This window comes from Arthrobacter sp. MOO21, from assembly GCF_057369995.2.
Genome location: NZ_CM170671.2, coordinates 1,705,778 through 1,728,658 on the forward strand (window position 1 = coordinate 1,705,778; position 22,881 = coordinate 1,728,658).

At 64.5% G+C, this 22,881-nt stretch carries 19 protein-coding genes, 2 tRNA genes and 1 pseudogene; 5 read left to right on the top strand and 17 right to left on the bottom strand.

Going from position 1 to position 22,881, the window contains the following annotated elements:
• The first annotated feature begins 14 nt into the window (after positions 1–14).
• Positions 15–1,961, top strand: coding sequence for a Stk1 family PASTA domain-containing Ser/Thr kinase (gene pknB, locus AC2JAJ_RS07895; protein ID WP_486416261.1), 1,947 nt, complete (start codon positions 15–17; stop codon positions 1,959–1,961).
• Between the two features lie 53 nt (positions 1,962–2,014).
• On the opposite strand, the gene AC2JAJ_RS07900 is transcribed toward pknB, so the two are convergent.
• Both AC2JAJ_RS07900 and AC2JAJ_RS07905 read right to left on the bottom strand, forming a co-directional pair.
• A complete protein-coding gene (locus AC2JAJ_RS07900; RefSeq protein ID WP_486416260.1) occupies positions 2,015–2,653 on the bottom strand; it encodes an aminodeoxychorismate/anthranilate synthase component II in 639 nt (212 codons plus the stop codon).
• A 169-nt stretch (positions 2,654–2,822) separates the two neighbouring features.
• Positions 2,823–3,617 carry a class E sortase gene (locus AC2JAJ_RS07905; RefSeq protein ID WP_486416259.1) on the bottom strand — a complete coding sequence of 265 codons (795 nt, stop codon included), beginning with the start codon at positions 3,615–3,617 and terminating at the stop codon, positions 2,823–2,825.
• A gap of 172 nt (positions 3,618–3,789) precedes the next feature.
• Here AC2JAJ_RS07905 and AC2JAJ_RS07910 point away from each other — a divergent pair, with 172 nt between their 5' ends.
• Positions 3,790–4,041 carry a cell division protein CrgA gene (locus tag AC2JAJ_RS07910; RefSeq protein WP_221384440.1) on the top strand — a complete coding sequence of 84 codons (252 nt, stop codon included), beginning with the start codon at positions 3,790–3,792 and terminating at the stop codon, positions 4,039–4,041.
• A gap of 40 nt (positions 4,042–4,081) precedes the next feature.
• Complete coding sequence (locus tag AC2JAJ_RS07915) at positions 4,082–4,687, top strand: DNA-3-methyladenine glycosylase I (RefSeq protein WP_486416719.1); 606 nt, start codon at positions 4,082–4,084, stop codon at positions 4,685–4,687.
• A gap of 209 nt (positions 4,688–4,896) precedes the next feature.
• Here the strand turns inward: AC2JAJ_RS07915 and AC2JAJ_RS07920 are convergent, their stop codons facing one another.
• The 3 genes from AC2JAJ_RS07920 to AC2JAJ_RS07930 all read right to left on the bottom strand — a co-directional run bounded on the left by AC2JAJ_RS07920 (position 4,897) and on the right by AC2JAJ_RS07930 (position 7,341).
• On the bottom strand, positions 4,897–5,307 hold the full coding sequence (locus AC2JAJ_RS07920; RefSeq protein WP_221384758.1) for a carboxymuconolactone decarboxylase family protein: 411 nt from the start codon (positions 5,305–5,307) through the stop codon (positions 4,897–4,899).
• Positions 5,308–5,907: 600 nt separating this feature from the next.
• The gene (locus AC2JAJ_RS07925) at positions 5,908–6,786 is read right to left on the bottom strand and encodes a rhomboid family intramembrane serine protease (RefSeq protein WP_221384439.1); all 879 of its coding nucleotides are present in this window, start codon (positions 6,784–6,786) and stop codon (positions 5,908–5,910) included.
• Between the two features lie 9 nt (positions 6,787–6,795).
• Positions 6,796–7,341 (bottom strand): peptidylprolyl isomerase, encoded by a 546-nt coding sequence (locus tag AC2JAJ_RS07930; protein ID WP_221384438.1) that lies wholly within the window; start codon positions 7,339–7,341, stop codon positions 6,796–6,798.
• Between the two features lie 155 nt (positions 7,342–7,496).
• On the opposite strand from AC2JAJ_RS07930, the gene AC2JAJ_RS07935 reads away from it, so the two are divergent.
• Both AC2JAJ_RS07935 and AC2JAJ_RS07940 read left to right on the top strand, forming a co-directional pair.
• Positions 7,497–8,483 (top strand): hypothetical protein, encoded by a 987-nt coding sequence (locus AC2JAJ_RS07935; protein WP_486416258.1) that lies wholly within the window; start codon positions 7,497–7,499, stop codon positions 8,481–8,483.
• A 123-nt stretch (positions 8,484–8,606) separates the two neighbouring features.
• Positions 8,607–9,452, top strand: a complete 846-nt coding sequence (locus AC2JAJ_RS07940) for a glycosyltransferase family 2 protein (RefSeq protein WP_486416257.1) — start codon at positions 8,607–8,609, stop codon at positions 9,450–9,452.
• Between the two features lie 3 nt (positions 9,453–9,455).
• On the opposite strand, the gene AC2JAJ_RS07945 is transcribed toward AC2JAJ_RS07940, so the two are convergent.
• The 12 genes and pseudogenes from AC2JAJ_RS07945 to dnaA all read right to left on the bottom strand — a co-directional run bounded on the left by AC2JAJ_RS07945 (position 9,456) and on the right by dnaA (position 22,734).
• Positions 9,456–10,397 carry a DMT family transporter gene (locus AC2JAJ_RS07945; RefSeq protein WP_486416256.1) on the bottom strand — a complete coding sequence of 314 codons (942 nt, stop codon included), beginning with the start codon at positions 10,395–10,397 and terminating at the stop codon, positions 9,456–9,458.
• Positions 10,398–10,478: 81 nt separating this feature from the next.
• A tRNA-Ala gene (locus tag AC2JAJ_RS07950) sits at positions 10,479–10,554 on the bottom strand.
• A gap of 72 nt (positions 10,555–10,626) precedes the next feature.
• Positions 10,627–10,743 carry a DLW-39 family protein gene (locus tag AC2JAJ_RS07955; protein ID WP_486416255.1) on the bottom strand — a complete coding sequence of 39 codons (117 nt, stop codon included), beginning with the start codon at positions 10,741–10,743 and terminating at the stop codon, positions 10,627–10,629.
• A gap of 72 nt (positions 10,744–10,815) precedes the next feature.
• Positions 10,816–10,889 (bottom strand) — tRNA-Ile (locus AC2JAJ_RS07960).
• Between the two features lie 96 nt (positions 10,890–10,985).
• Positions 10,986–11,672 carry a DUF3566 domain-containing protein gene (locus AC2JAJ_RS07965; protein WP_473694267.1) on the bottom strand — a complete coding sequence of 229 codons (687 nt, stop codon included), beginning with the start codon at positions 11,670–11,672 and terminating at the stop codon, positions 10,986–10,988.
• Entirely contained in the window at positions 11,665–14,340 is a 2,676-nt protein-coding gene (gene gyrA / locus AC2JAJ_RS07970) for a DNA gyrase subunit A (RefSeq protein WP_486416254.1), read from the bottom strand. Before gyrA ends, AC2JAJ_RS07965 begins: the two co-directional genes overlap by 8 nt.
• Positions 14,341–14,393: 53 nt before the next feature.
• Positions 14,394–16,478 carry a DNA topoisomerase (ATP-hydrolyzing) subunit B gene (gyrB, locus tag AC2JAJ_RS07975; protein WP_221384431.1) on the bottom strand — a complete coding sequence of 695 codons (2,085 nt, stop codon included), beginning with the start codon at positions 16,476–16,478 and terminating at the stop codon, positions 14,394–14,396.
• Between the two features lie 380 nt (positions 16,479–16,858).
• Positions 16,859–17,419, bottom strand: a complete 561-nt coding sequence (locus AC2JAJ_RS07980; protein ID WP_473694261.1) for a DciA family protein — start codon at positions 17,417–17,419, stop codon at positions 16,859–16,861.
• Positions 17,403–18,614, bottom strand: a complete 1,212-nt coding sequence (gene recF / locus AC2JAJ_RS07985; RefSeq protein WP_486416253.1) for a DNA replication/repair protein RecF — start codon at positions 18,612–18,614, stop codon at positions 17,403–17,405. Before recF ends, AC2JAJ_RS07980 begins: the two co-directional genes overlap by 17 nt.
• 45 nt (positions 18,615–18,659) lie before the next feature.
• Positions 18,660–19,586: pseudogene (gene gnd, locus AC2JAJ_RS07990) on the bottom strand (phosphogluconate dehydrogenase (NAD(+)-dependent, decarboxylating)); the annotation flags it as partial.
• Between the two features lie 61 nt (positions 19,587–19,647).
• Positions 19,648–20,772 (bottom strand): DNA polymerase III subunit beta, encoded by a 1,125-nt coding sequence (dnaN, locus tag AC2JAJ_RS07995; RefSeq protein WP_221384427.1) that lies wholly within the window; start codon positions 20,770–20,772, stop codon positions 19,648–19,650.
• A 540-nt stretch (positions 20,773–21,312) separates the two neighbouring features.
• Positions 21,313–22,734, bottom strand: a complete 1,422-nt coding sequence (gene dnaA / locus AC2JAJ_RS08000; protein ID WP_221384426.1) for a chromosomal replication initiator protein DnaA — start codon at positions 22,732–22,734, stop codon at positions 21,313–21,315.
• Positions 22,735–22,881 lie beyond the last annotated feature (147 nt).

Genomic DNA, 22,881 nt, shown 5'->3' on the forward strand with positions numbered 1-22,881 from the left:
CGCCGGGATCACCAGTGAATGAGTCACCACGCACACCGTTGCACCGGGAGGACAGCCTGCCGGTGGATAACCGGCGCATCCTGAGCGGCCGGTACGAGCTGGGCGGCCTCATCGGCCGGGGCGGCATGGCCGATGTCTACCGCGGCACCGACACCCGGCTGGGCCGCACGGTCGCCATCAAGCTGCTCCGCCCGGATATGGCCAGGGACCCCCAGTTCCAGGCACGGTTCAAGCGGGAGGCGCAGGCGGTTGCTGCGCTGAACCATCCCTCGATTGTTGCCATCTTCGACACCGGTGAGCACCTGGTCCATGACGGCTCCGGCGAGGATGTCCGCGTGCCGTACATCGTGATGGAATACGTGGAGGGCCGGACCCTCCGCGACCTGATCCGCGCGAACGAGGTAAGCATCGGGCAGGCGATCGACTACTGCCTGGGCGTGCTCGGCGCACTGGAGTACAGCCACAAAGCCGGGATCGTGCACCGGGACATCAAGCCTGCCAACGTGATGTACTGCGAGGGCACCAATTCGGTGAAAGTGATGGACTTCGGGATCGCCCGCGCCATCGCCGATTCCTCGGCCACGATGACCCAGACACAGGCGGTGGTGGGCACCGCCCAATACCTGTCGCCGGAACAGGCCCGGGGCGAAACCGTGGACGCCCGCAGCGACCTCTACTCCGCCGCCTGCCTGCTCTACGAAATGCTGACCTCGCGGCCGCCTTTCATCGGCGACAGCCCGGTGTCGGTGGCGTACCAGCACGTGCGCGAAATTGCGGAACCGGCCAGCAGCCTCAACCCTGACGTGTCGCCCGCGCTGGACAGCGTGATTGCCAAGGCGCTGCAGAAGAACCGCGATGACCGCTTCCAGGATGCCGCTGCCTTCCGCCGCGCCCTGCGGGCCGCCCGGGCCGGAGTTGCCGTTCCTGCCCTTCCCGCATCGGAAACCCCCACCGACCCCAACGACCACGTTCCCGCACCCCCGGCCCCGGCCACTGAGGCTCTTGCCGCCACTGGCGCCGGCGTCCCGGATGATGCGCCCACCGGCATCTTGACCGCTGCAACCATGTTCCATGACGACGACGGACCGCTGGTTCCCGCGAATGGACTGGACGGGCGCACCGCGGCGGAGTCGGAGCCCCTTGGACTGCGGCCGGATGGTGAGCGGAACGCCCGGCGGAATTCCCGACGTCGTGCGTGGATTGCCACCCTGGTGGTCTTCACGCTCCTGGTGCTTGCGGGCGCCGGACTGTGGCTGTACGCCACGGTCAACCGCCCCGCGCCGCCGCCGCCAAAGGTGCAGATACCTGCGGTGGCCGCCATGACCGAGACCGCCGCCCTGCAGGAACTGTACAACGCGAACCTGAAGCCCAAGATCGCCCGCTCGCAAAACGACACCGTCCCCAAAGGAACAGCCATCGGAACAGATCCGGCGGCCGGTGCCACCTTGGATCCCGGCGCCGAAGTGGTGCTGAACATTTCCGAGGGCCCCAGCTCCGTGAAGGTCCCGGACAGCCTTCCAGGGAAGACGGAAGCGGCTGCGCGCGACATCCTGCGGCAAGTGGGGCTGGTGGGGGCTCCCTCCACCACGACGGCGAACAGCGCTACCGTCCCGGCCGGGATCGTCATCACCACCAGCCCTGCCCCGGGGCAGAGCGTTGGTGTAGGAACAACGGTCGAGCTCGTGGTCTCCACCGGAAAGGTGGCGGTTCCGGAGCTGCGCGGCCGGACCCGGGAAGAGGCGGAGGCCGCACTCAAGGAGCTGGGCCTGGTACCGGCAGTGATCGAGGTGGAGAACTCGCAGGTGGAGCCCGGCAGGGTGACCGACCAAAGTGAGCCCGTCAACGCCGCGGTGGAGCAGGGTAAGACCGTCACCGTCGTGGTGGCCAAGGCACCGCCGTCGCCAACACCCACGCCAACCCCGACGCCGACCCCGACGCCGACGTCAACGAAGAAGGGCTGACAGAGGCGGGCCTTGGCAGGCCCGCCTGATCTGCTTTTGATTAACGAGCGGGCTCAGTGCTGGATGAGCGGGCTCAGCCTCGCCGCGCGGGCGGCGGCACCCTTCATGCCGAGCGACTCCAGCCAGTTGCCCAGCATCTGGTAGCCGCCCTCGGTCAGCACTGATTCGGGGTGGAACTGCACGCCGCAGAGGGGTGCGGTCCGGTGCTGCAGGCCCATGACCACGCCGGATGCGGTCTGTGCCGTCACTTCCAGGACATCGGGGATGGAATCCCGCACGGCCGCCAGGGAGTGGTAGCGGGTGGCGGTGATGGGGGAGGGCAGGCCGGCGAAGACGCTGGTGCCGATGTGTTCCACCAGCGACGTCTTCCCATGCATGAGTTCGGGGGCGTGCGTCACCTTGCCACCGAAAGCCTCCGCCAGGGCCTGGTGGCCCAGGCACACGCCGAACATGGGAACGCTGTGCTCGCCGCACCACTTGATCAGTTCGATGCAGACGCCGGCTTCGGCGGGATTGCCAGGGCCCGGGGAGATCAGGACGCCGTCGCGGGTGCTGGCCAGTTCAATGGCCTCGGCCAGCGTGACGTCGTCATTGCGGACCACGGTGGTTTCGGCGCCGAGTTCCTGGAGGTAGCCCACCAGGGTGTAGACGAAGCTGTCGTAGTTATCCACTACCAGGATCTTGGTTGTCATGGCTGGTCTGCGGAACCAATCGTTGAGTCGGTGAATGGGGTGAGGTGTGACATCCAGGGGAAAAGGAACTGGACCATCAATACCAGTGCAACGGCAATGAGTACCAGTGCGAAGACGATCCGCAGCCAAAGCGGCCCAGGGAGGTGGCGGAAGATCCAGGCGTACATGCTCAACTCCGTCCCGTTGCCGCTGCCACCTGCGCCGCGATTTCGGCCGGCGGTCCGGCCGATCCGGGACGCCAGCTATCCAGCAGGGCGTAGGCGATGATGCGCTCTTCGGCGCCGAAGCGGGGGTTGCAACTGGTCATGGTGAGGTAGCTTTCGGTGGGGGCAACACCGGGCTGCATCGGTACCGGTTCAAGGACGTCGGTGCGCGAGGGCAACACTATCTGGTTGTTGCGGAAGACGTAGACGTAGAAGCCGTCCTTTGTCTGTACGTAGATCTTGTCGCCCGGTACCAGGGTGTGGATGTTGTCCAGCACGGCACCATGTGTCTGCCGGTGGCCTGCCACAGCGAAGTTTCCTACCGCACCCGGCATGGCCGTGTTGCTGTAATGCCCCAGGCCCAGGGTGTCCAGGACGTCCTGGCTGGTTCCCTGCACAATGGGCCTGGTGTAGCTGGGGCCGAACCTGGGGATGTACATGATGCCGATCGTTCCGGCATGCCCGGGGGCCGTTCCCACCACGGGCTTGCCGAAGTCCTCGGCAGCGGCCGGCGGAGTTGTGGCGCCGGGCGCCGGTTCAGTGGTGGCAGGGGCGGCCAGGTCCTGGGCGAATTCCCTAATGACCTGGCTCTGCCTGGCATCCGACTCGACGTTGGTCCACCACAACTGCCACGCGACGAAGAGCAGGAGGATAATCCCAGCGGTGATGAGCAGCTCACCCAGCACCTGGACTGTACCGTGGAGCAAGGCGCGGCGCGGTGCCGGGGCGGCAGTACGCACTGCCTTCTCCTGCAATACCACGCGCTCTCCTCGGACGTTAAGGCTGGGCACTTGCTGCCCATGAACTGCCGCTAGAATTGGCTGCTAGTAAGAATCCAGATTTGACCAAGATCGCGCAGACCGCTGGCAACTTCCTTCTTGCAGGATATCAAGCCCGGGACGCCGAGCTTGCCCAGCCCGCCAAGGAGAGCCAGTGCCCGAGTCAAAGCCGCGCAAGAAGACCGCCAGCACCGCCGAGCCGGCTGCCCCCCAGGCCTACAAGCCCAACCCGGTCTGGTTCAAGCCTGTGATGTTCGGACTGATGATCATCGGGCTCTTCTGGATCATCACGTTCTACATCAGCGAGGGGCGCTTCCCGGTCCAGGCATGGCAGTCCTGGAACATCGTGGCTGGCTTCGGCATCGCCATCATCGGCTTCCTGATGACCACCCGCTGGCGTTCCTAGCCTGGCTCCTGCTGTTCCCGCCGCTTCAAGGAGGATCCAACTGGCTCCCGATCCCGTTGGCGTCATTGTGGGCGAGGACGGCCTCGCCCGGCCCGCCTGGGCTTCCACCGATCCCCTCATGCGCGCCTACTACGACCATGAATGGGGCTTGCCCGTCACCGACGAGCAGGGGCTCTACGAACGCATCTGCCTGGAGGGTTTCCAGGCAGGCCTGTCCTGGGCCACCATACTGCGCAAGCGCCCTGCCTTCCGCGCCGCGTTCGCGGACTTCGACCCCGAGGCCGTGGCGCGCTATGGCGAAGCGGACGTTGACCGCCTGATGCAGGACGCAGGCATTATCAGGAACCGCCTCAAGATCGCCGCGACGATCAGGAATGCGCAGGCCACGCTCGATCTCCGCGGTGATGGCGGACTGGTGGATTTCGTGTGGAGTTTCCGCCCGGCCAGTACGCCGGCGCCGGTGCGGCCCGCCGACATCCCCACGCAATCCCCGGAATCCATCGCCCTGTCCAAGGCGTTGCGGAAGAGGGGCTTTTCCTTTGTGGGACCCACCACGATGTTCGCCCTGATGGAAGCAGTGGGGATCGTGGATACCCACCTGCTGGCGAGCCACCGGCGCGGATCGTCCGGGATCTGGCCGTCCTGACTGTCCCGCGCGGTCCCAGCCGCCGCGCCCGCCCGGGTTGTCCCCAGCTGTTGGGAAAGTTATCCACATTGTGGAGAACTTTCCACGGACTCCGGCATTCCACCCGCCGCCCGGCCTGCCACCGACCCGGCACGGGAAACCTGCCCCCGCCATGCGGTTATTAACAGTGTGGAATACCTGTGGATAAGGCAGGTTCTGCGCCCCGAAACTCAGGGACGGTTGCGCCGGACCGGGTGGTGGCTGGTGATGGAGACACGGTTGAAGGCATTCATGGTCACGGCCAGCCAACTCACGGCGGAATACTCCTCGGCGGAAAGGCACTCGCGGGCGAACGCCTCCTCCCGTTCCCTGGACTGCTGGTCCGGCAGCTCCGTAATGCTTTCCACGAGGGCCAGGGCAGCCCGCTCCCTGTCCGTGAACAAGGCCGTGTCCCGCCATGCCGGCAGCACCGCCAGCCGCTGCGCCGTCTCGCCGGCCTCGCTGGCCTTGCGGACATGGAGGTCCAGGCAGTAGGCGCAGCCGTTGATCTGCGAAATGCGCACGTTGAGGAGTTCCAGCAGACCGCTGCCAATGCCTGCCTCTTCTGCGGCTCCCTGCACCTGAAGTCCCAGTGCACTCATGGCCTTCCACAAGGCCGGGTGCTGCTTGTCGAGATAGAGGTGCTCGGTTGTGCGCGTCACGGCGGTCCTTCGTGTCGATCCTGAGGTGGCAGGTAACCATCTTAGGATCTCGCCCGTCCCGGATGGGGAACGCTTATCCACTTACCAACATCGCAATACCCACAACTTATCCACAGCTGTGGGAAACCTCGGGGAAAGAGCGCACCCCGTGCGGTTCCTGCCTAGTCTCGCGGCATCTTTGCCCGGGCTAACTACAGGGCTGTGAGTTATTAACAGTGTGCATAACTTGTTGAAAGGGACCTCTGTACAGGGCAGAACGTCCCTGATCTTCCGTTCACACGCCGGAATATCCACATCCCTGGGCCGAACCGCCGGTTTATCCACTTACGCACACCAGTATCCCCACAGGTTATCCACAGATGTGGAAAAAACGCCTGGTGCTGGAGACGCCAGCACGCCCCGCCGGGGATCAGGGCCAGAACCTTCAAGAACTACAGGCATGTAAGTTATTAACACTGTGGAAAACAGCTGTGGAAAACGAAAACCCCGGTACCTTCCGGTACCGGGGTCATGCGTGAGGCCGAATCCGCCAGGGAAATGCTAGAGGGTTACGCGGACCCAGCTCACCGCAACGAGCAGCGCCAGAAGCGCTGCGACGCCGAGGGCCTGGATAAGTCCCTGCCTGCGGCCGCGCGGGGTATAGGCAAAGACCGCGGCGCACAGGCCGCCTGCAATCAGGCCGCCCAAGTGCGCCTGCCAGGCGATCTGGGGGATCAGGAAGCCGATGACTCCGTTGATGGCAATGAGTACCCAGAGCTGGCGCGTGTCCCCGCCGCGGTGGCGCTGGATGAGGAGCATGGCACCAAACAGGCCGAAGATCGCTCCGGACGCACCCACCACTCCATACAATGGCTGGCCGGGTGCATAAAGCGGTGTGAGGAGAAGATAGCCCACTGAGCCGCCAAATGCCGACACCAGGTAGAGCACCAGGAACCGCAGCCGCCCCAGGAGCGGCTCCAGGGCCTGGCCGAACACCCAGAGCATGTACATGTTGAGGGCGATGTGCAGGATGAAGCCTTGCGAATGCAGGAAGGCAGAGGTCAGCATCCGCCAGGGCTCGAACTCGCCCCAGCGCGGCTCCGCGTACACGTTCGCGAAGCCCAAACTCTGGTAGATCGCATCATTTGGGACCAGCCACTGCAGCACGTACAGCACCGCGCAGGCGGCAATGATGCCGAACGTCACCAAAGGCCGGCCCGTGGCGACGGCGCCGCCATAGACCGTCCGTACCTCCGGCGTCGTCCGCTGCGTTTCGTTGACGCAGTCAATGCACTGGAATCCGACGGCGGCCGCCCGCTGGCACTCGGGGCATGCCGGCCTGCCGCAACGCTGGCAGCGCACGTACGAGGGCCGGTCCGGGTGCCGCGGGCACACCGGAACCTGGGCGGACGGCTCAGCCGACGGAATTCCGTAACTCATGCCCGGACGTTACAGCTTTTCGATGTCGATGCTGTTGATGGTGACGTCCTCGACGGGACGGTCGCCCATGCCGGTACGGACACCCTCGATTGCGTCCACCACCTTCTTGGATTCATCGTCAGCCACTTCACCGAAGATGGTGTGCTTGCCCTGGAGCCAGTCCGTGGGGATGGTGGTGATGAAGAACTGTGACCCGTTGGTTCCCTTGCCCATCTGGATGCCGGCGTTGGCCATGGCCAGCTTGTAGGGCTGGTTGAAGCTGAGCTCCGGGTGGATTTCGTCATCGAAGCGGTAGCCGGGTCCGCCCGTACCGCGGCCCAGGGGATCGCCGGCCTGGATCATGAAGTCCTTGATGATCCGGTGGAAGATCGTCCCGTTGTACAACGGGGTTCCGGTCTTGTCCTCGCCGGTCTCCGGGTGGGTCCACGCCTGCTCGCCGGTGGCGAGGCCGATGAAGTTCTTGACCGTCTTGGGGGCGTGGTTCCCGAACAGGTTAACCACGATGTCGCCGAGGCTGGTGTGGATGGTTGCTTTTGCAGTTGCGATGGCAGTCATAGGGCCCATTCTTCCATGGCACCTATGGGCAGGGCTGGCTGCGGCAGCAGTTCCGCGCTGGGTGAAATCTCCCTAAAATCCGCAGAGTGAATAGCCCGTGAAGATCTGGACACGTAGGCTAGCGACAGAACCGTCACATTAATCGGGAGGTAGTTGTGAAGAAATCGGATCGTATTGCCCGTGACCTTGAGCAGTCGGTCACCAGTGCGGTGGAAAATGCCAAGGATTGGGCGGCTCCGCGCGTGGAAGCCGCCGTGGAGTGGGCGGTTCCGCGGCTCCAGCACGGCCTGGATACCGCCTCTCCCAAGATCCAGGAAGGGCTCAAGTCCGCGGCGCACAACCTGGCTGACGGCGTGGCCACGGTGACGCCGCGTATCCAGGACGGGCTGGCCCACCTGGCCCCCAGGATCAATGACGTTGTGGAGGGCGCATCGCCCAAGCTGCACGAAGCCCTGGACAAGGCAACCCCGGTTGTCCTCAACGCCCGTGACCGTGTGGTGGTGGAATACCTGCCCCGTCTCTCGGACCAGATCGGTGCCGCTTCGGAGGCAGTGCACCGCACCCTTGAGAACACACCGGCCCGGGTGGACGCAGTAGCGCAGAAGCTGGGCGACGTAGGACTCGTCCATGCCCTCCAGGAACAGGCCCAGGCCACCGGCACCCAGCTGAAGGCAGCTGCCACCGAGGCAGGCCGGACCGTTGGCGTTCAGCTTGCCCAGCCCGAAAAGCCCAAGAAGCGCGGCTGGCTGGTCTTCGGTGTCGTCGCTGCGGCAGTTGCCGCCGGCGTGGCCGCGTGGAAGGCCTCCAAGCCGGTGGAAGACCCGTGGAAGACCCCCTCGCCCGTCACCCCGACGCCCGCTCCGGTGCCGGCCACCACTGTCAGCGACGTGAAGGAAGAGACGGCCGGAACCGCTGACAAAGCCGGAGCTGCTGCTGGTTCTGCTGCCGGTGCTGCTGCTGACAAGGCCACTGACGCCGCCGATGCCACCACGGAAAAGTCCTCCGAAACCGCTGACAAGGCAAAGCACGTGGCAGAGGATGCAGCCGAGGGCACCTCTGACGTAGCCACCGACGCCAAGACGGCCACCAGGAACATCGCTTCCAACATCGGCAACAACGACAAGGGCACCAGCGAAGCCTAGTCACCGCTACTGCCAGGGGCTCCGCTTCGGCGGGGCCCCTTTTGCGTGCCTGCGCTTCGCCGGCGGGAAAGGCGCGGATGCTAGATTTGAACTGATGCCAGCCAACCTAACTCTGGGGATGCCTTGAACGACGCAGCCGTGCAGCTCCGCGTATCCATCGTCATCCCGGCGTACAACGAGGAGAGCGTCATCCGGCAGTGCCTCATCGCTGCCATATACCAGTCCGTTCCGGCCCACGAGATCGTCGTGGTGGACAACCTCTCCAAGGACCGCACCGCCGCCATTGTCCGGCAAATGCAGCTCGAGTACCCCGAGAGCCGCATCCTCCTGCTGAGCCAGGACAAGGAACAGGGCCTGATTCCCACCCGCAACTTCGGCCTGGACAATGCCACCGGGGACATCCTCGGCCGCATCGACGCCGACTCCGTCCTGGAGCCGGACTGGGTGGAGCAGGTGCAGAAGGCCTTCGCAGACCCCGCCGTCCAGGCTGCCACCGGCCCGGTGGTCTACTACGACATGCCAATGCGACGGTTCGGCCTCAAAGCGGACGACAAAATGCGCCAGCTCATGCTGAAGCTGGCCAAGCACCAGTACCACTTCCTGTTCGGCTCCAACATGGCCCTGCGCGCCAGTGCGTGGGAGGCCATCAGGGACGAGACCTGCCGGGACGAGAAGGACGAGATGCACGAGGACATCGACTTGTCCCTGCACCTGGCCGACCACGACCTTCCGGTCCGCTACTGCCCGCAAATGGTCTCCGGCATGTCTGCACGGCGGCTGGAGGATTCACCGCGCGACTACCGCTATTACGTCACCCGGTTCGACCGGACGTACAAGGCCCACAACGTCCGGAAGATGGCGCTGAAGGCCCCCATGGTGGTGTTCTTCTCGGTGTATTTCCCGGCCAAGCTCCTGCGCGCAATCCACACCGTCAATACGGCGCAGCCCGTCCGCCGCGGCGGACAGTAGCCTTCAGTCCGTACCGAGCTCCACAAGCGGACGGTCCGACGGCGGTTCTTCCCCGGGTGCCGTTCCGCGCCTGTTGCCCCTGCCGCTCCTTTGGCCAAGAACGACGACGGCGAGTCCAGCCAGGATCAGGCCGAGTCCGGCGTAGGTCCCCGCAGGGAGTGTCTCGTGCAGGAACAGGGCGGCGAGCAGCGCGGCGCCCGGGATTTCGAGCAGGATGATCATCGAAACGAGAAGCGGGCTCATGGTGGCCAGCAGGTGGTTGAATGCGGTGTGGCCCACCAGTTGGGCACAGACAGTGATCGCCGCAATGCCCAGCCAGCCAGCGGCCTCGAAGCCCGCCAGTGGCTGCCCTGACAGTACAGCCATGACCGCAACGAAGGCGGCGCACATTCCGTAGCAGAGCGTGGTGTATGTCCCCGTGGTCATGCTCTGCCGGGCTTTGCCACCCGCCAGGGTGTAGAGGCCCGCCAGGGCACCGCCCGCCAAGGCCAGCAGGTCGCCCAGCAGCGCCTGGGACGAGGAGCCAAGGTCGAACCCGGTGATGGCGACCACGCCGCCGAAGGCGATGCCCAGGCCCGCCAGGACCTGCCAGCGGTGCCGGGTTCCTCGGATGAGCTGGAAGACCGCGATCCAGGCTGACTGGAGGCAGACCAGGGCTGTGGCAGCGGCAACGGAGGTCAGTTGCAGGGAGGTGATGAAGCAGGCGAAGTGCAGGGCCAGGGCGATGGCGGCCACGAAGGACCAGCGGAACTCGTGGCGGTTTATCCTGCGGAACTGTCCCGGCTCCCGCACCAGGGTTGGAGTGGCCATGACGGCCGCCGCGATGGCGTTGCGCCAGAAGGCGATGGCGAGGGCGCTCACACTGGTGGCGCCGAGGGTGGCTGCAATCAACGGGCCGGACGAAGCAACGCCGAGGACTCCGAGGGCCGCGAAGAAGAAATTCATTGCATACCCCTGTTGGCCGGCCCGGTGGGAGATGGAAAGCAAAAGTCCCGGCCCGCGTTTCCGCTGACCGGGACTTTCCTATGGTGGAGGCACGGGGACTCGAACCCCGAACCCCCTGCTTGCAAAGCAGGTGCGCTACCAATTGCGCCATGCCCCCATAAGAAGCAACCCGTCCATCATACCCTGAATCCTGGAGGCCTTTGACCAGCTTCCAAACCGGGTATCCGGCCTAGTCCACCGCGTCGGTCGACTGGCTCCAGACTGTTTTCCGGGCTTCGGATTCCTGTGCCTTCCGGTAGAGCAGGACACCTGCGATCGCCGCTGCTACTACAAGCAACTTCTTCACATGCTCCCCGTTCCGGCCCGGGCCACGGACGAATCCGAACCTGACCTCCGTTTGAAACCTGCACAGGTTCCGTGGGCGTACCAGGACTTGAACCTGGGACCTCTTCGTTATCAGCGAAGCGCTCTAACCGCCTGAGCTATACGCCCCGATGCCTCATCGGGCCGAGACATGACTTTACAGCACATCCCGGCCCGATCTCAAATCGGGCGTTTCCACCGGCCGTGGACCGGTGGAACCGGATCCTAATCGTCGGTGAGGGTCACGCCGATGCCACCCACCAAGGTGGCCGCGATGTTGTAAAGAACCGCGGACAGCATGGACAGCGCCGTCAGCAGGACTACGTTGACGACGGCGATGATGGTGGCGAAGGATGCCACCTGACCCAGGGACGCCACCTTCTTCAGCTCAAAGCCTCCGCTTTCGGATCCGGCCAGCGTTCCGAGCAGGCTGTCCACCTGGTCGAAGATGCCTGTCAGGTCCAGGACCGTCCACAGGACGATGGCGGCCACCACGGTAACGATCCCCAACGCCACGGAGAGCAGGAACGCCATCTTCAGGACTGACCACGGATCCACCTTGCTGATCAGCAGCCGGGCCCGGCGGACCTTGGCCTTCGGCGCAGGCTTGACAAGCCCCGGAGTGCCCTGGCCGGTGCTTCCCTGGCCGGAGGGCGCTCCCGCGGGGCGCTGTCCTGCCGCCGGCGGGCGGTGGCCGGGCTGTCCTGCCACCGGCCGCTGGCCGGGCTGGACGGGACGCTCACCCTGCTGCGGCCGCTGTGCCGGCGCAGCCGGACGCTGGCCGGGTACACCCGCAGGGGCTGCCGGACGCTGCTGCGGACGGACGGGGGCGTTCACGCGGGGTGCCGCTGAGGGCCGGTCCCCACCGGGAACGGTGCTGTTCGGCTTGGGAAATGAGTCGGAATTACTCACTCGTTACCTCCGTGTTGTCTTCGTTCGGCTCAGCGTCGCCCGAGGCGTCCTCTGACTCAATGGCCGGTGATTCTTCTGCCATTGCTGGCGCGGCGGAGTCCCCAGCGGGCCCGCCATCTTCAGCCAACGTTACGTCATCGCCGGACGATTCCTCGTCCTCGAGGCCGCGTTCGCTGTTGCGCGCCACCTCGATGATCCGGTCGTTCTTGTCCGGCTTCGCGAAGATGACGCCCATGGTGTCACGTCCCTTGGCGGGCACCCCGGCGACGGAAGAGCGGACAACCTTGCCGCCTTCCATGACCACCAGGACCTCGTCTTCTTCCTGGACGATGAGGGCGCCCACCAGGTCGCCACGTTCCTCCGCAAGCTTGGCAACCTTGATGCCCAGCCCGCCACGGCCCTGCAGCCGGTATTCCTCCACCGCAGTGCGCTTGGCATAGCCGCCCTCCGTGACGATGAAGACGAAGGAACCGTCAGTCACCACGTTGGCAGCGAGCAGTTCGTCGTCCTCACGGAACTTCATGCCGGTGACGCCCGATGTGGCCCGCCCCATGGGGCGCAGCGCGTCCTCGCTCGCGGTGAAGCGGATGGACTGCCCCTTGCGGGACACCAGCAGCAGGTCGTCGGTCTCCGAGACCAGCTGGGCGGAGACCAGTTCGTCGCCGTCGCGCAGGTTGATGGCGATGACCCCGGCGGAGCGGTTGGTGTCGTAGTCCTCCAGCCGGGTCTTCTTCACCAGCCCGTTCTTGGTGGCCAGGACAAGGTAAGGAGCCTGCTGGTAGTCCCGGAGGTCCAGGACCTGGGCGATGTGTTCGTCGGGCTGGAATGCCAGCAGGTTGGCAACGTGCTGGCCCTTGGCGTCGCGGCCCGCCTCCATCAGCTCGTACGCCTTGGCGCGGTACACGCGTCCGAGGTTGGTGAAGAACAGCAGCCAGTGGTGCGTGGTGGTGACGAAGAAGTGCTCCACGACGTCGTCGCCGCGCAGCTGGGCACCCTTGATGCCCTTGCCGCCGCGCTGTTGCGAACGGTAGTTGTCGCTGCGGGTCCTCTTGACGTAGCCGCCGCGGGTGATGGTGACCACCATCTCCTCTTCGGGGATGAGGTCCTCCATGGACATGTCCCCGTCATAGCCCATGAGGATCTTCGTGCGGCGGTCGTCGCCATGTTTTTCGACGATCTCACCGAGTTCGGTGCTGATGATCCCGCGCTGGCGCTGCTCCGAAGCGAGGATCTCCTTGTATTCGGAGATCAGGGCTTCGAGTTCGGCATGCTTTTCCTGGATGCGCTGGCGTTCCAGCGCGGCGAGCCGGCGCAGCTGCATGTCAAGGATGGCCCGCGCCTGCAGCTCATCGATGTCCAGCAGCTCCATCAGTCCGTCACGGGCGGTCTCGGTGGTGCTGGATGCACGGATGAGGGCAATAACCTCGTCCAGCATGTCCAGTGCCTTCAGCAGGGCGCGGAGGATGTGTGCTTCCTCCTCCGCCTTCCGCAGCCGGTACCGGGTGCGGCGGGCGATGACGTCCATCTGGTGCGTCACCCAGTGGCGGATGAACGCGTCCAGGCTCAGGGTCCGGGGCACGCCGTCCACGATGGCCAGCATGTTCGCGGAGAAGTTGCTCTGGAGTTCGGTGTGCTTGTAGAGATTGTTGAGCACCACCTTGGGCACGGCGTCGCGCTTCAGCACGATCACCAGGCGCTGGCCGGTGCGGCCCGAAGTCTCATCGCGGAGATCGGCGATGCCCTGGATCTTGCCGTCCTTGACCAGTTCGGCGATCTTGATGGCCAGGTTGTCCGGGTTGGCCTGGTACGGAAGTTCGGTCACCACGAGGCAGGTGCGGCCCTGCAGTTCCTCGACGGCCACCACGGCACGCATGGTGACCGAACCGCGTCCGGTGCGGTAGGCGTCCTCGATGCCCTTGTGGCCCAGGATGGTGGCACCGGTGGGGAAATCAGGTCCCTTGACCCGGAGCAGGAGTTCCTCGAGCAGCTCCTCGCGGCTGGCGCCCGGATTGGCCAGGTACCACTGGACGCCGTCGGCCACTTCGCGCAGGTTATGCGGCGGGATGTTGGTGGCCATGCCCACGGCGATGCCGGAGGAACCGTTGACCAGCAGGTTGGGGAACCTGGCGGGCAGGATGGTGGGTTCCTGGTTCTTGCCGTCGTAGTTGTCCTGGAAATCGACGGTTTCCTCGTCGATGTCGCGGACCATCTCCATGGCCAGCGGGGCCATCTTGGTTTCGGTGTACCGGGGGGCGGCCGCACCGTCGTTGCCGGGGGACCCGAAGTTGCCCTGGCCCAGCGCCAGCGGGTACCGCATGGTCCAGTCCTGGATGAGGCGCACCAGGGCGTCGTAGATCGCCGTGTCGCCGTGCGGGTGGTACTGGCCCATGACCTCGCCCACCACGCGGGCGCATTTGTTGAAGGACCGGTCGGGCCGGTAGCCGCCATCGAACATTGCGTACAGGACGCGGCGGTGTACGGGCTTCAGGCCGTCGCGGACGTCGGGAAGGGCTCGTCCGACGATGACCGCCATGGCGTAGTCCAGGTAGGACCGCTGCATTTCCGTCTGCAGGTCCACCTGCTCCACGCGGTCGATCAGCACGTCGCCCTCAAGAACGGTGTCCGGATCCCCGGCGGGGGCGGGGGTCTCGGGTGTTTCGTCGCTCATTATGTACTTTCCGTTTCAGGTATATGCCGGGTTCCGAATACTTAGGCGGGGCCTTAGATATCGAGGAACCTGACGTCCTTGGCGTTCTGCTGGATGAAGTTACGGCGTGATTCCACGTCTTCCCCCATGAGGACGGAGAAGATCTGGTCGGCTGCGAGGGCGTCGTCCATGGTTACCTGCAGCAGCGTGCGGTGGTCCGGGTCCATGGTGGTGTCCCAGAGCTCGGTGTAGTCCATCTCGCCCAGTCCCTTGTAGCGCTGGATGCCGTTGTCCTTGGGGATGCGGCGTCCCGCCGCCTGGCCAGCCACCAGTTTCGCGTCGCGTTCGCGGTCGCTGTAGACGTAGTCGTGCGGGGCATTGGACCACTTGATCCGGTAGAGCGGCGGCTGCGCCAGGTACACATAGCCGTTCTCAATCAGGGGACGCATGTAGCGGAACAGCAAGGTCATCAGCAAGGTCGTGATGTGCTGGCCATCCACGTCGGCATCGGCCATCAGGACGATCTTGTGGTATCGCAGCTTGGCGAGGTCGAAGTCCTCTCCAATGCCGGTGCCGAACGCAGTGATCATCGACTGGACCTCGGCGTTGCCCAAGGCTTTGTCCAGCCGGGCACGCTCCACGTTCAGGATCTTGCCTCGCAGCGGCAGGATGGCCTGTGTTTCCGGGTTCCGGCCACGCTTGGCGGATCCGCCGGCCGAGTCACCCTCCACGATGTAGACCTCGCACTTCTCCGGGTCCTTGGAGGAGCAGTCGGAGAGCTTGCCTGGCATGCCAAAGGACTCCAATGGGCTCTTGCGCCGGGCGTTGTCGCGGGCTTTCCGTGCCGCCATCCTGGCCTGGGCGGCGGAAATGGCTTTGCGGATCACGTCCCGGGCAGGGCCGGGGTTGCGCTCCAGCCAGTCACCCAGGCCGTCGGTGACCACGCGCTGGACAAAGCCCTTCACCTCGGAATTGCCCAGCTTGGTCTTGGTCTGGCCTTCGAACTGCGGCTCGGACAGCTTGACCGAGATGACAGCGGTCAGGCCTTCGCGGATGTCGTCACCGGTGAGGTTGTCGTCCTTCTCCTTGATAATGCCCTTTTCCCGGGCGTACCTGTTGATCAGGGACGTCAGGGCGGCGCGGAAACCCTCTTCGTGGGTCCCGCCCTCATGGGTATTAATGGTGTTGGCGTAGGTGTGCACGCTCTCGGAGTAGGCGCTGGTCCACTGCATTGCCATTTCCAGGGCGATGCGGCGCTCGGTGTCCTCAGTTTCGAAGGCGATGACGTCCTCGTGGACAACCTCCACCTTCTTGCCGGAGTTCAGGTGCTTGACGTAGTCCAGGAGGCCTTCGTTGTACTGGTACACCACGGTGCGGTGTTCGGCCTTGACCTCACCCTCGGTGACCAGCTCGTCAAGGTCGAGATCGGCGTCTGCCTCGTCGGTGGCCGGGTCGCGTTCATCCGTGAGGGTGATGCGCAGGCCCTTGTTGAGGAATGCCATCTGCTGGAAGCGGGCGCGCAGCGTCTCGAAATCGAACTCGGTGCTCTCGAAGATGGCCGGATCCGGGTAGAAAACCTGGGTGGTGCCGGTGGCGTCCGTCTCTTCGCCCTTGACCAGGCTGCCCTGGGGCTTGCCCCCGTTGGCGAAGGACATCCGCCACACGTGCCCCTGCCGGCGGACTTCCGTGTCCACCCGGCTGGAAAGTGCGTTGACGACGGAGATGCCCACACCGTGCAGGCCGCCGGAGACAGCGTAGCCGCCGCCGCCGAACTTGCCGCCGGCGTGCAGGATGGTCATCACCACTTCGACAGTGGGTTTGTGCTCTGTGGGGTGCATGTCCACTGGAATCCCGCGGCCATCATCGACTACCTTGACGCCGCCATCAGCCTGCAACACTACTTCGATGTGGCTGCAGTAACCGGCCAAGGCCTCGTCAACGGAGTTGTCCACCACTTCGTAGACCAGGTGGTGGAGGCCACGGGGTCCGGTGGAGCCGATGTACATGCCGGGCCGTTTCCGGACAGCTTCGAGGCCTTCCAGGACAGTGATGTCACTGGCGCCGTACTCCCGGGGAGTTGGGGATCCCGCCGTATCGGGGGTGCGGCCATCCTCAACTGCGGTTTCAGCTGCCAGAATGTCTGTATTGTCGTTAGCCACAGGCGCTGTCGACTCCTCTGTTCTCGATGATGGCCGGCCGGTGTTTCCCCTCCACACGGAAAGGCCACCCGCCAACAGGCACAAACTTATGGCGCCGGTGACTCGCTGACGGTTTTGGTGATCCACTCTCCGCGTGCGGATACGCGCGGAAAACGGACTCAGTCAACGTTTTACCCGCGCCCAGTTATCTGCGACAATTCTACCGCGAACAGCCCGATATCCCCGCATTCCGGGGCCGTGGGCGGCGGCCAACATGGCTGTCCGAGGCTCTGGGGCGCGCCTAGGGCGGCCCAGCGGTGGGGTCTCCGGGTGCCTATACACGCTCCGGGCCTTGCAGGCCTCTACACGCCGTTGGGCGCAGTTTCAAGACCCGGCAAAGTTTATCCGTACGTGTCCCGCGGGCCACGGCCATTGACGCTGCGCCCACCCTTGCGCCAGCTGGGTGCCGCCGGACCCAATACCTGGATGGTGGTGACGACGCCGTCGCCCAGCTCACGGCGGAACTTCTCCAGCAGGCTGGTGCTAAGCAGCCTCAGTTGCGTCGCCCAGGCGGTGGAGTCGCAGCGCACGTGCAGCGTGGTGCCGGTAAAGCTTTCGGGCGTGCAGTGCGCGGAGATGTCCGGACCCACCAAAGTGGCCCACTCGGCCATGACGGATCCGACGGCGACTGGCGAGGACCAGCCCCGCTCGGCCACCAGGCGGCCCACAACCTTGCCCAGTCCCAGCGGGTCCCGGCCCGTGGCATGGAATTGACTGAAGCCGCGGGTATCACGGATCCCGCGCTTGGCCTTTTGTGATCCCGGCCCCGGCGCTTTCCGGCGGATTTCCCCGCGTGCGGCGGCAGCCTCCCGTACCCTGTTGAGCGCAGCCTGCGGGGCGTCGATGTTGTCAGGTTCGCGGCCCGGCTGCAGTCCGCCGGAAGCGTCACTGTCCCTGCTCATCGATACCTCCCGGGATGACCCTCACCCGCCGCCCGGACAGTTCTTCCGGAATGTCGGCGTCGACGGCGGCGGTCACCAGGACCTGTTCCGCGCCGGAGACTATAGCCGCCAGTTTACGCCGCCGCTGCACATCCAGCTCGGCAAAGACGTCGTCGAGGATCAGGATGGGCGCGGAACCGCCGGTCCTGGCATCGTCGAGCATCACGTAGTAGGACGCCAGCCGAAGGGAAAGGCACATGGACCAGGTTTCGCCATGGGAGGCGTAACCTTTCGCGGGGGCCTGGCCGAGCGTCAGTTCCAGGTCGTCGCGGTGCGGTCCCACAAGCGAAATGCCGCGTTCAAGTTCCTTTTTTCGGGAGTCGGCGAAGGCCTGGACATACCTCCCGGTCAGCTGCTCAACCGAGAGGAGCCGAAGGTCTTCCTTTTCGCTGGACGCACCCGCAACGGCGGTGCGCGTGGCACCTCCGGTTGGAACGCCGTCGTCGTCCATCTGGTTCTGGAGCGTGGACCGGTAGGTGGCGTCAGCGGGCTTGGACTCATCCGTCAACCCGGCATAGGCGCGCGCGAGGTGCGGCCGCAGCCGCTCCACCAGTTCAAGGCGTGCATGCAGCAATTCCGCACCGGCTTTGGCCATGTGCTGGTCCCAGACATCAAGGGTTGCCTCGTGCGCGGACGTGAATTTCCCGGCCCTGGCCGACTTGAGGAGGGCGTTGCGCTGCTTCAGGACCCGGTCGTAGTCCGCGCGGGTGGCAGCGTGGTGCGGGATGAGGCTGGCGAGCAGTTCGTCAAGGAAACGGCGGCGGTTGGAGGGATCCCCCTTGACCAGGGCCAGGTCTTCAGGGGCGAAAAGCACAGTCTGGCAGATGCCGAGAAGGTCGCGTGCCCGGACCGGGTTGCTGCGGTTGATGCGCCCCCGGTTGGCGCGGCCGGCGTTGATTTCCAGTTCAAGCACCGTGGTCTGGGTGCCGCGCACCAGCCGCGCGCGGACGAGTGCCCTCTCCGTGCCAAACCGCAGGAGGGGGGCGTCCGAGCTGACCCGGTGGGAACTGAGCGTGGCTAGGTAGCCGATGGCTTCCATGAGGTTGGTTTTGCCGATGCCGTTGTAGCCCACCAGGACCGTCACGCCGGGGCCCAGGGCGAGGTCGACCTGGGCGTAGCTGCGGAAGTCGGTCAGGGAGAGGTGTTCCAGATACACGGAGATTTCGGCAATTCTGGGGGCGTCGGACGCCCCCGGTGGGTACTACTTGGCGGGACGGGTGGCATGGCCACCGAACTGGTGGCGCAGCGCAGACACCATCTTCATGGCAGGCGAGGTGTCTTCCCGGGACGCGAACCGTGCGAACAGCGCGGCGGTGATGGCCGGTGCCGGAACAGCGTTGGCAATGGCCTCTTCAACAGTCCAGCGACCTTCACCGGAGTCCTCCACGTAGTCGTCGATGGACGCCAGGCCTGGGTCCTCGTCGAGGGCCTTCACCATGAGGTCAAGCAGCCAGGACCGCACAACAGTGCCTTTCTGCCAGGCACGGAAGGTTCCCGGAAGATCGGTGACGATGTCCTTGGCTGCAAGCAGCTCGTATCCTTCGGCGTATGCCTGCATCAGCCCGTATTCGATGCCGTTGTGCACCATCTTGGCGTAGTGCCCGGCGCCGATGCCGCCGACGTGCACAAAGCTGTCCGCCCGTTCGCCCTCCGGACGCAGGGCATCAAAAACGGGCAGCGCGCGTTCAATGTCCGCTGCGTCCCCGCCGGCCATCAGGCCATAGCCGTTCTGCAGTCCCCAGACCCCGCCGGATACACCGCAGTCCGCGAAGCGGATGCCCTTGGCTGTGAGCAGTTCGCCGTGTTTCTGGTCTTCGGTGAAGCGGGAATTTCCGCCGTCGATGACGAGGTCTCCCGGTTCCAGTTTTTCGCTGAGTTCGGTGATGACGGCGTCCGTAATCGGGCCGGAAGGGACCATCACCCAGACGATTCTGGGCGCCGGGACCGCGGAAATCAGCTCATCCACGCTGGCGGCATCGGTGACGTCGGGGTTCCGGTCGTAGCCGGTGACCTCCACACCGCCCTTGCGCAGCCGTTCGCGCATGTTGAATCCCATTTTTCCTAGGCCAATCAGTCCAATGTGCATGGGTGGAACTCTTTCCTGCGCTGGTTGGGAAGGGAGCCGATGGGTGGGCCCCTATCGGCGAGGGGCCCGGCCTAAGCTTGCGAAGGCTGGGAGCCGATGGGGACTAGTTGGGCAGGCGGACAGGCATCACCAGGTAGCGGTAGTCGTCCTGGTCTTCGCCGTCGGCATCAGCCTGTGCCGTGATCATGGCCGGCTTGGGTGCGGTGGTGAACGAGAACCGGACGAATTTGGTCTCGATCACGCTGAGGCCTTCCACCAGGTAGTGCGGGTTGAAGGCCACCGTGATGTCGTCCCCGGAAAGCTGCGCTTCCAGCTCCTCAGAGGCTTGGGCATCCTCGCCGGTGCCGGCGTCCAGGTTCAGCAGGCCGGCTGTGAAGGCGAGCCGGACGGGGGTGTTCCGTTCGGCCACCAGCGAGACACGGCGGACGGCCTCCACCAGTTCCTGGGTCTGCACGGTGGCGTGGATGGGTGTCGATTCGGGGAAGAGCGACCGGATCTTGGGGTAATCACCGTCCACCAGCAGGGAGGTGGTGGTCCGGCCGCCGCTTTCGAATCCGATCAGCCGGCTGTCGTCATCGGATAGGGCGAGGCTGATATCGCCGCTGTTGCCCAGGGTCTTGGCGACTTCGTTGAGGGTTTTGGCCTTGACCAGGGCGCTGGTGGAAACGCCGGGCGTGACGGGCTTCCACGGCACTTCCCGCATCGCGAGCCGGTAGCGGTCCGTGGCGAGGAGGGTGATCAGGTCGTCCTCGATCTCCATCCGCACACCGGTGAGGATCGGAAGGGTGTCGTCCTTGCTGGCGGCGATGATCACCTGCGACACGGCCTGGGCGAAGGCATCGCCCGGAACCGTTCCGCTGATGGCGGGGAGCGCGGGCAGCGGAGGGTATTCCGCCTCGGGCATGGTGGCGAGGTGGAAACTGCTTCGGCGGCAGGTGAGGGTGACCTTGTTGCCGTCGGTTTCGACGTCGACGGGTGCTGAAGGCAGGCTGCGGCAGATGTCGGCGAGCAGTCGTCCGGAGACGAGGATGGTGCCTTCGTCACGGATGTCCGCGGCTATCTCAAGGCGCGCGGACGTTTCGTAATCGAAGCTGGAAAGGCTGACGGTTCCGGCTTCGGCCTTGAGGAGGAGGCCGGAAAGGACTGGCACCGGCGGCCGCGGAGACAAGGAACGGGCTGTCCAGGTAACGGCTTCTGCCAGGACGTCCCGATCGACTCTGAACTTCACGGAAGGGTGCCGCCTTTCATTGCTGTTGCCATGTAAACCCGCCGAACTTCGCGGGGAAACTCCGGAAAATCTTGCCGGCGCCCCGGTTGGTGCATGGTCCGCACAGGCGGAAACCACACGAAAACCCAAGGATGGGAGCGCTGCTGACAGCTTAGCCGGAAGATCCGGGATTAACCCATCCCCCAAACACCGGCCCGGCCCTTCAGGGGGCCGGGCAGGCCCACACGGGAGGCGTGCGGATCGATCTTGTTGTTTGAGGGATTTCGATTTTTTGGGATTCGTAGTGTTAATAACTGCTGTGGAAACTGTGGATAACTCGGTCCTGCCGCATGGATCCGGGGTTAAGCCCTGTTCACGGAGTGTGCGTTTCCTGGGTTTTAAACAGGGTGTGGATGGGGACAACGCGAAAGCCGGTTTTTAACGATCCACAGACGGCTTAAGGGTTTTAAGCCCATTAACCGCGCTTGTCCCCTTAAGTATCCACAGGCTTATCCACATGTCCCTGTTAATAAGGTATAGAGTGCGCGGTCCGATGTGGATTCAGGAGTCGCGCTGTTGCTGCTTAATCCGGTTGGTCAGCTCAGTCACCTGGTTGTAGATCACACGGCGCTCAGCCATGAGTTCACGGATTTTCCGGTCAGCGTGGATGACGGTGGTGTGGTCGCGGCCGCCGAGTTCCTGTCCGATCTTCGGCAGTGACATGTCCGTCAGTTCACGGCAGAGGTACATCGCGATCTGCCGGGCCGTCACCAAGGTCCTGGTCCGCGACTTGCTGCAGAGTTCCTCCATGCTGAGTTTGAAGTAGTCCGCCGTCTGCTGGAGGATCTGGCTGGACGTGATCTCCTCCGCTCCGTCGTCGGTGATGAGGTCCTTCAGGACCATCTCCGCCAGGGCAACATCAACCGGCTGCCGGTTCAGGCTGGCGAACGCGGTGACACGGATCAGGGCACCTTCAAGTTCACGAATATTGCTGGAGATCTTCGAAGCGATGTACTCAAGCGCGTCATCGGGCGCCGAAAGCCCTTCGCTGAGGGCTTTCTTGCGCAGGATGGCGATACGCGTTTCGAGTTCCGGCGGCTGGATGTCGGTCAGCAGGCCCCACTCGAAGCGGGACTTCATCCGGTCCTCGAACCCTGCCAGCAGCTTGGGGGGCTGGTCCGAGGTGATGACCACCTGCTTGTTGTTGTTGTGCAGGGAGTTGAAGGTGTGGAAGAACTCTTCCAGGGTCCGGTCCTTGCCGGCGAGGAACTGGATGTCATCGATGAGCAGTACGTCCACGTTCCGGTACGTGGTCTTGAAGCTGGCACCTTCATCGTCACGGATGGAGTTGATGAAGTCGTTGGTGAACTCTTCGGAGTTGACGTAGCGGACACGGATGCCGCTGTACAGCCTGCGCGCGTAGTGCCCGATTGCATGCAGCAGGTGCGTCTTGCCCAGCCCCGAGTCGCCGTAAATGAACAACGGGTTGTAGGCCTTGGCAGGTGCTTCGGCCACTGCCACGGCAGCGGCGTGGGCAAACCGGTTCGAGGAACCAATGACGAAGGTATCGAAAACGTACTTGGGGTTCAGCCGGCCGAATTCGTGCGAGGTGCTGGGCAGCATGGGCTGCGGCTTCTGCTCGATCAGCTGGTCCGGCGCAAAGGAAGGCTCGACGACGGGCTCCGGCTCTTCGTGAATCGGAACAAGGTCGGTGTCGACATCGATGGCGCAACGGATGTCCTCGGAGAAGACGTTGTGCAGGGCATCGTCAAGGGCGTCCTTGACCTGCGTCTGGAGTACTTCCCGGGTGAGCTCGTTGGGGACGGCCACCAGGAGGGTGGAACCGATCAGGCCCTGGGCCTGGGCAAGGATGACAAAGCCGCGCTGCCGCGGTGAAACGCGGTGGTCCTGCTCCAGCAGGCTCACAACGCGGCGCCAGGAACTTCCGACAGTATTGGCGTGGTTGGCTTCGTCTACTGTCATCAATCGGTTCCCTCAAAACTTGCTGTGCCTGCATTGCCTGCAGCCCCAAGTCCGGAACCAGGGTGCTGGCCCAGCTTAATCCACAGGCTTATGCACAGCCCGTGGATAATCGGCTACTGGGACACTCTAGGGGATGAAAAGCCTAGA

Bases quoted from the DNA above. Each gene is read 5' to 3' on its own strand.
- AC2JAJ_RS07900 (WP_486416260.1), bottom strand. From the start codon at position 2,653: ATGACAACCAAGATCCTGGTAGTGGATAACTACGACAGCTTCGTCTAC.
- AC2JAJ_RS07920 (WP_221384758.1), bottom strand. From the start codon at position 5,307: ATGAGTGCACTGGGACTTCAGGTGCAGGGAGCCGCAGAAGAGGCAGGC.
- AC2JAJ_RS07925 (WP_221384439.1), bottom strand. From the start codon at position 6,786: ATGAGTTACGGAATTCCGTCGGCTGAGCCGTCCGCCCAGGTTCCGGTG.
- AC2JAJ_RS07930 (WP_221384438.1), bottom strand. From the start codon at position 7,341: ATGACTGCCATCGCAACTGCAAAAGCAACCATCCACACCAGCCTCGGC.
- AC2JAJ_RS07945 (WP_486416256.1), bottom strand. From the start codon at position 10,397: ATGAATTTCTTCTTCGCGGCCCTCGGAGTCCTCGGCGTTGCTTCGTCC.
- gyrA (WP_486416254.1), bottom strand. From the start codon at position 14,340: ATGAGCGACGAAACACCCGAGACCCCCGCCCCCGCCGGGGATCCGGAC.
- AC2JAJ_RS07980 (WP_473694261.1), bottom strand. From the start codon at position 17,419: ATGAGCAGGGACAGTGACGCTTCCGGCGGACTGCAGCCGGGCCGCGAA.
- dnaA (WP_221384426.1), bottom strand. From the start codon at position 22,734: ATGACAGTAGACGAAGCCAACCACGCCAATACTGTCGGAAGTTCCTGG.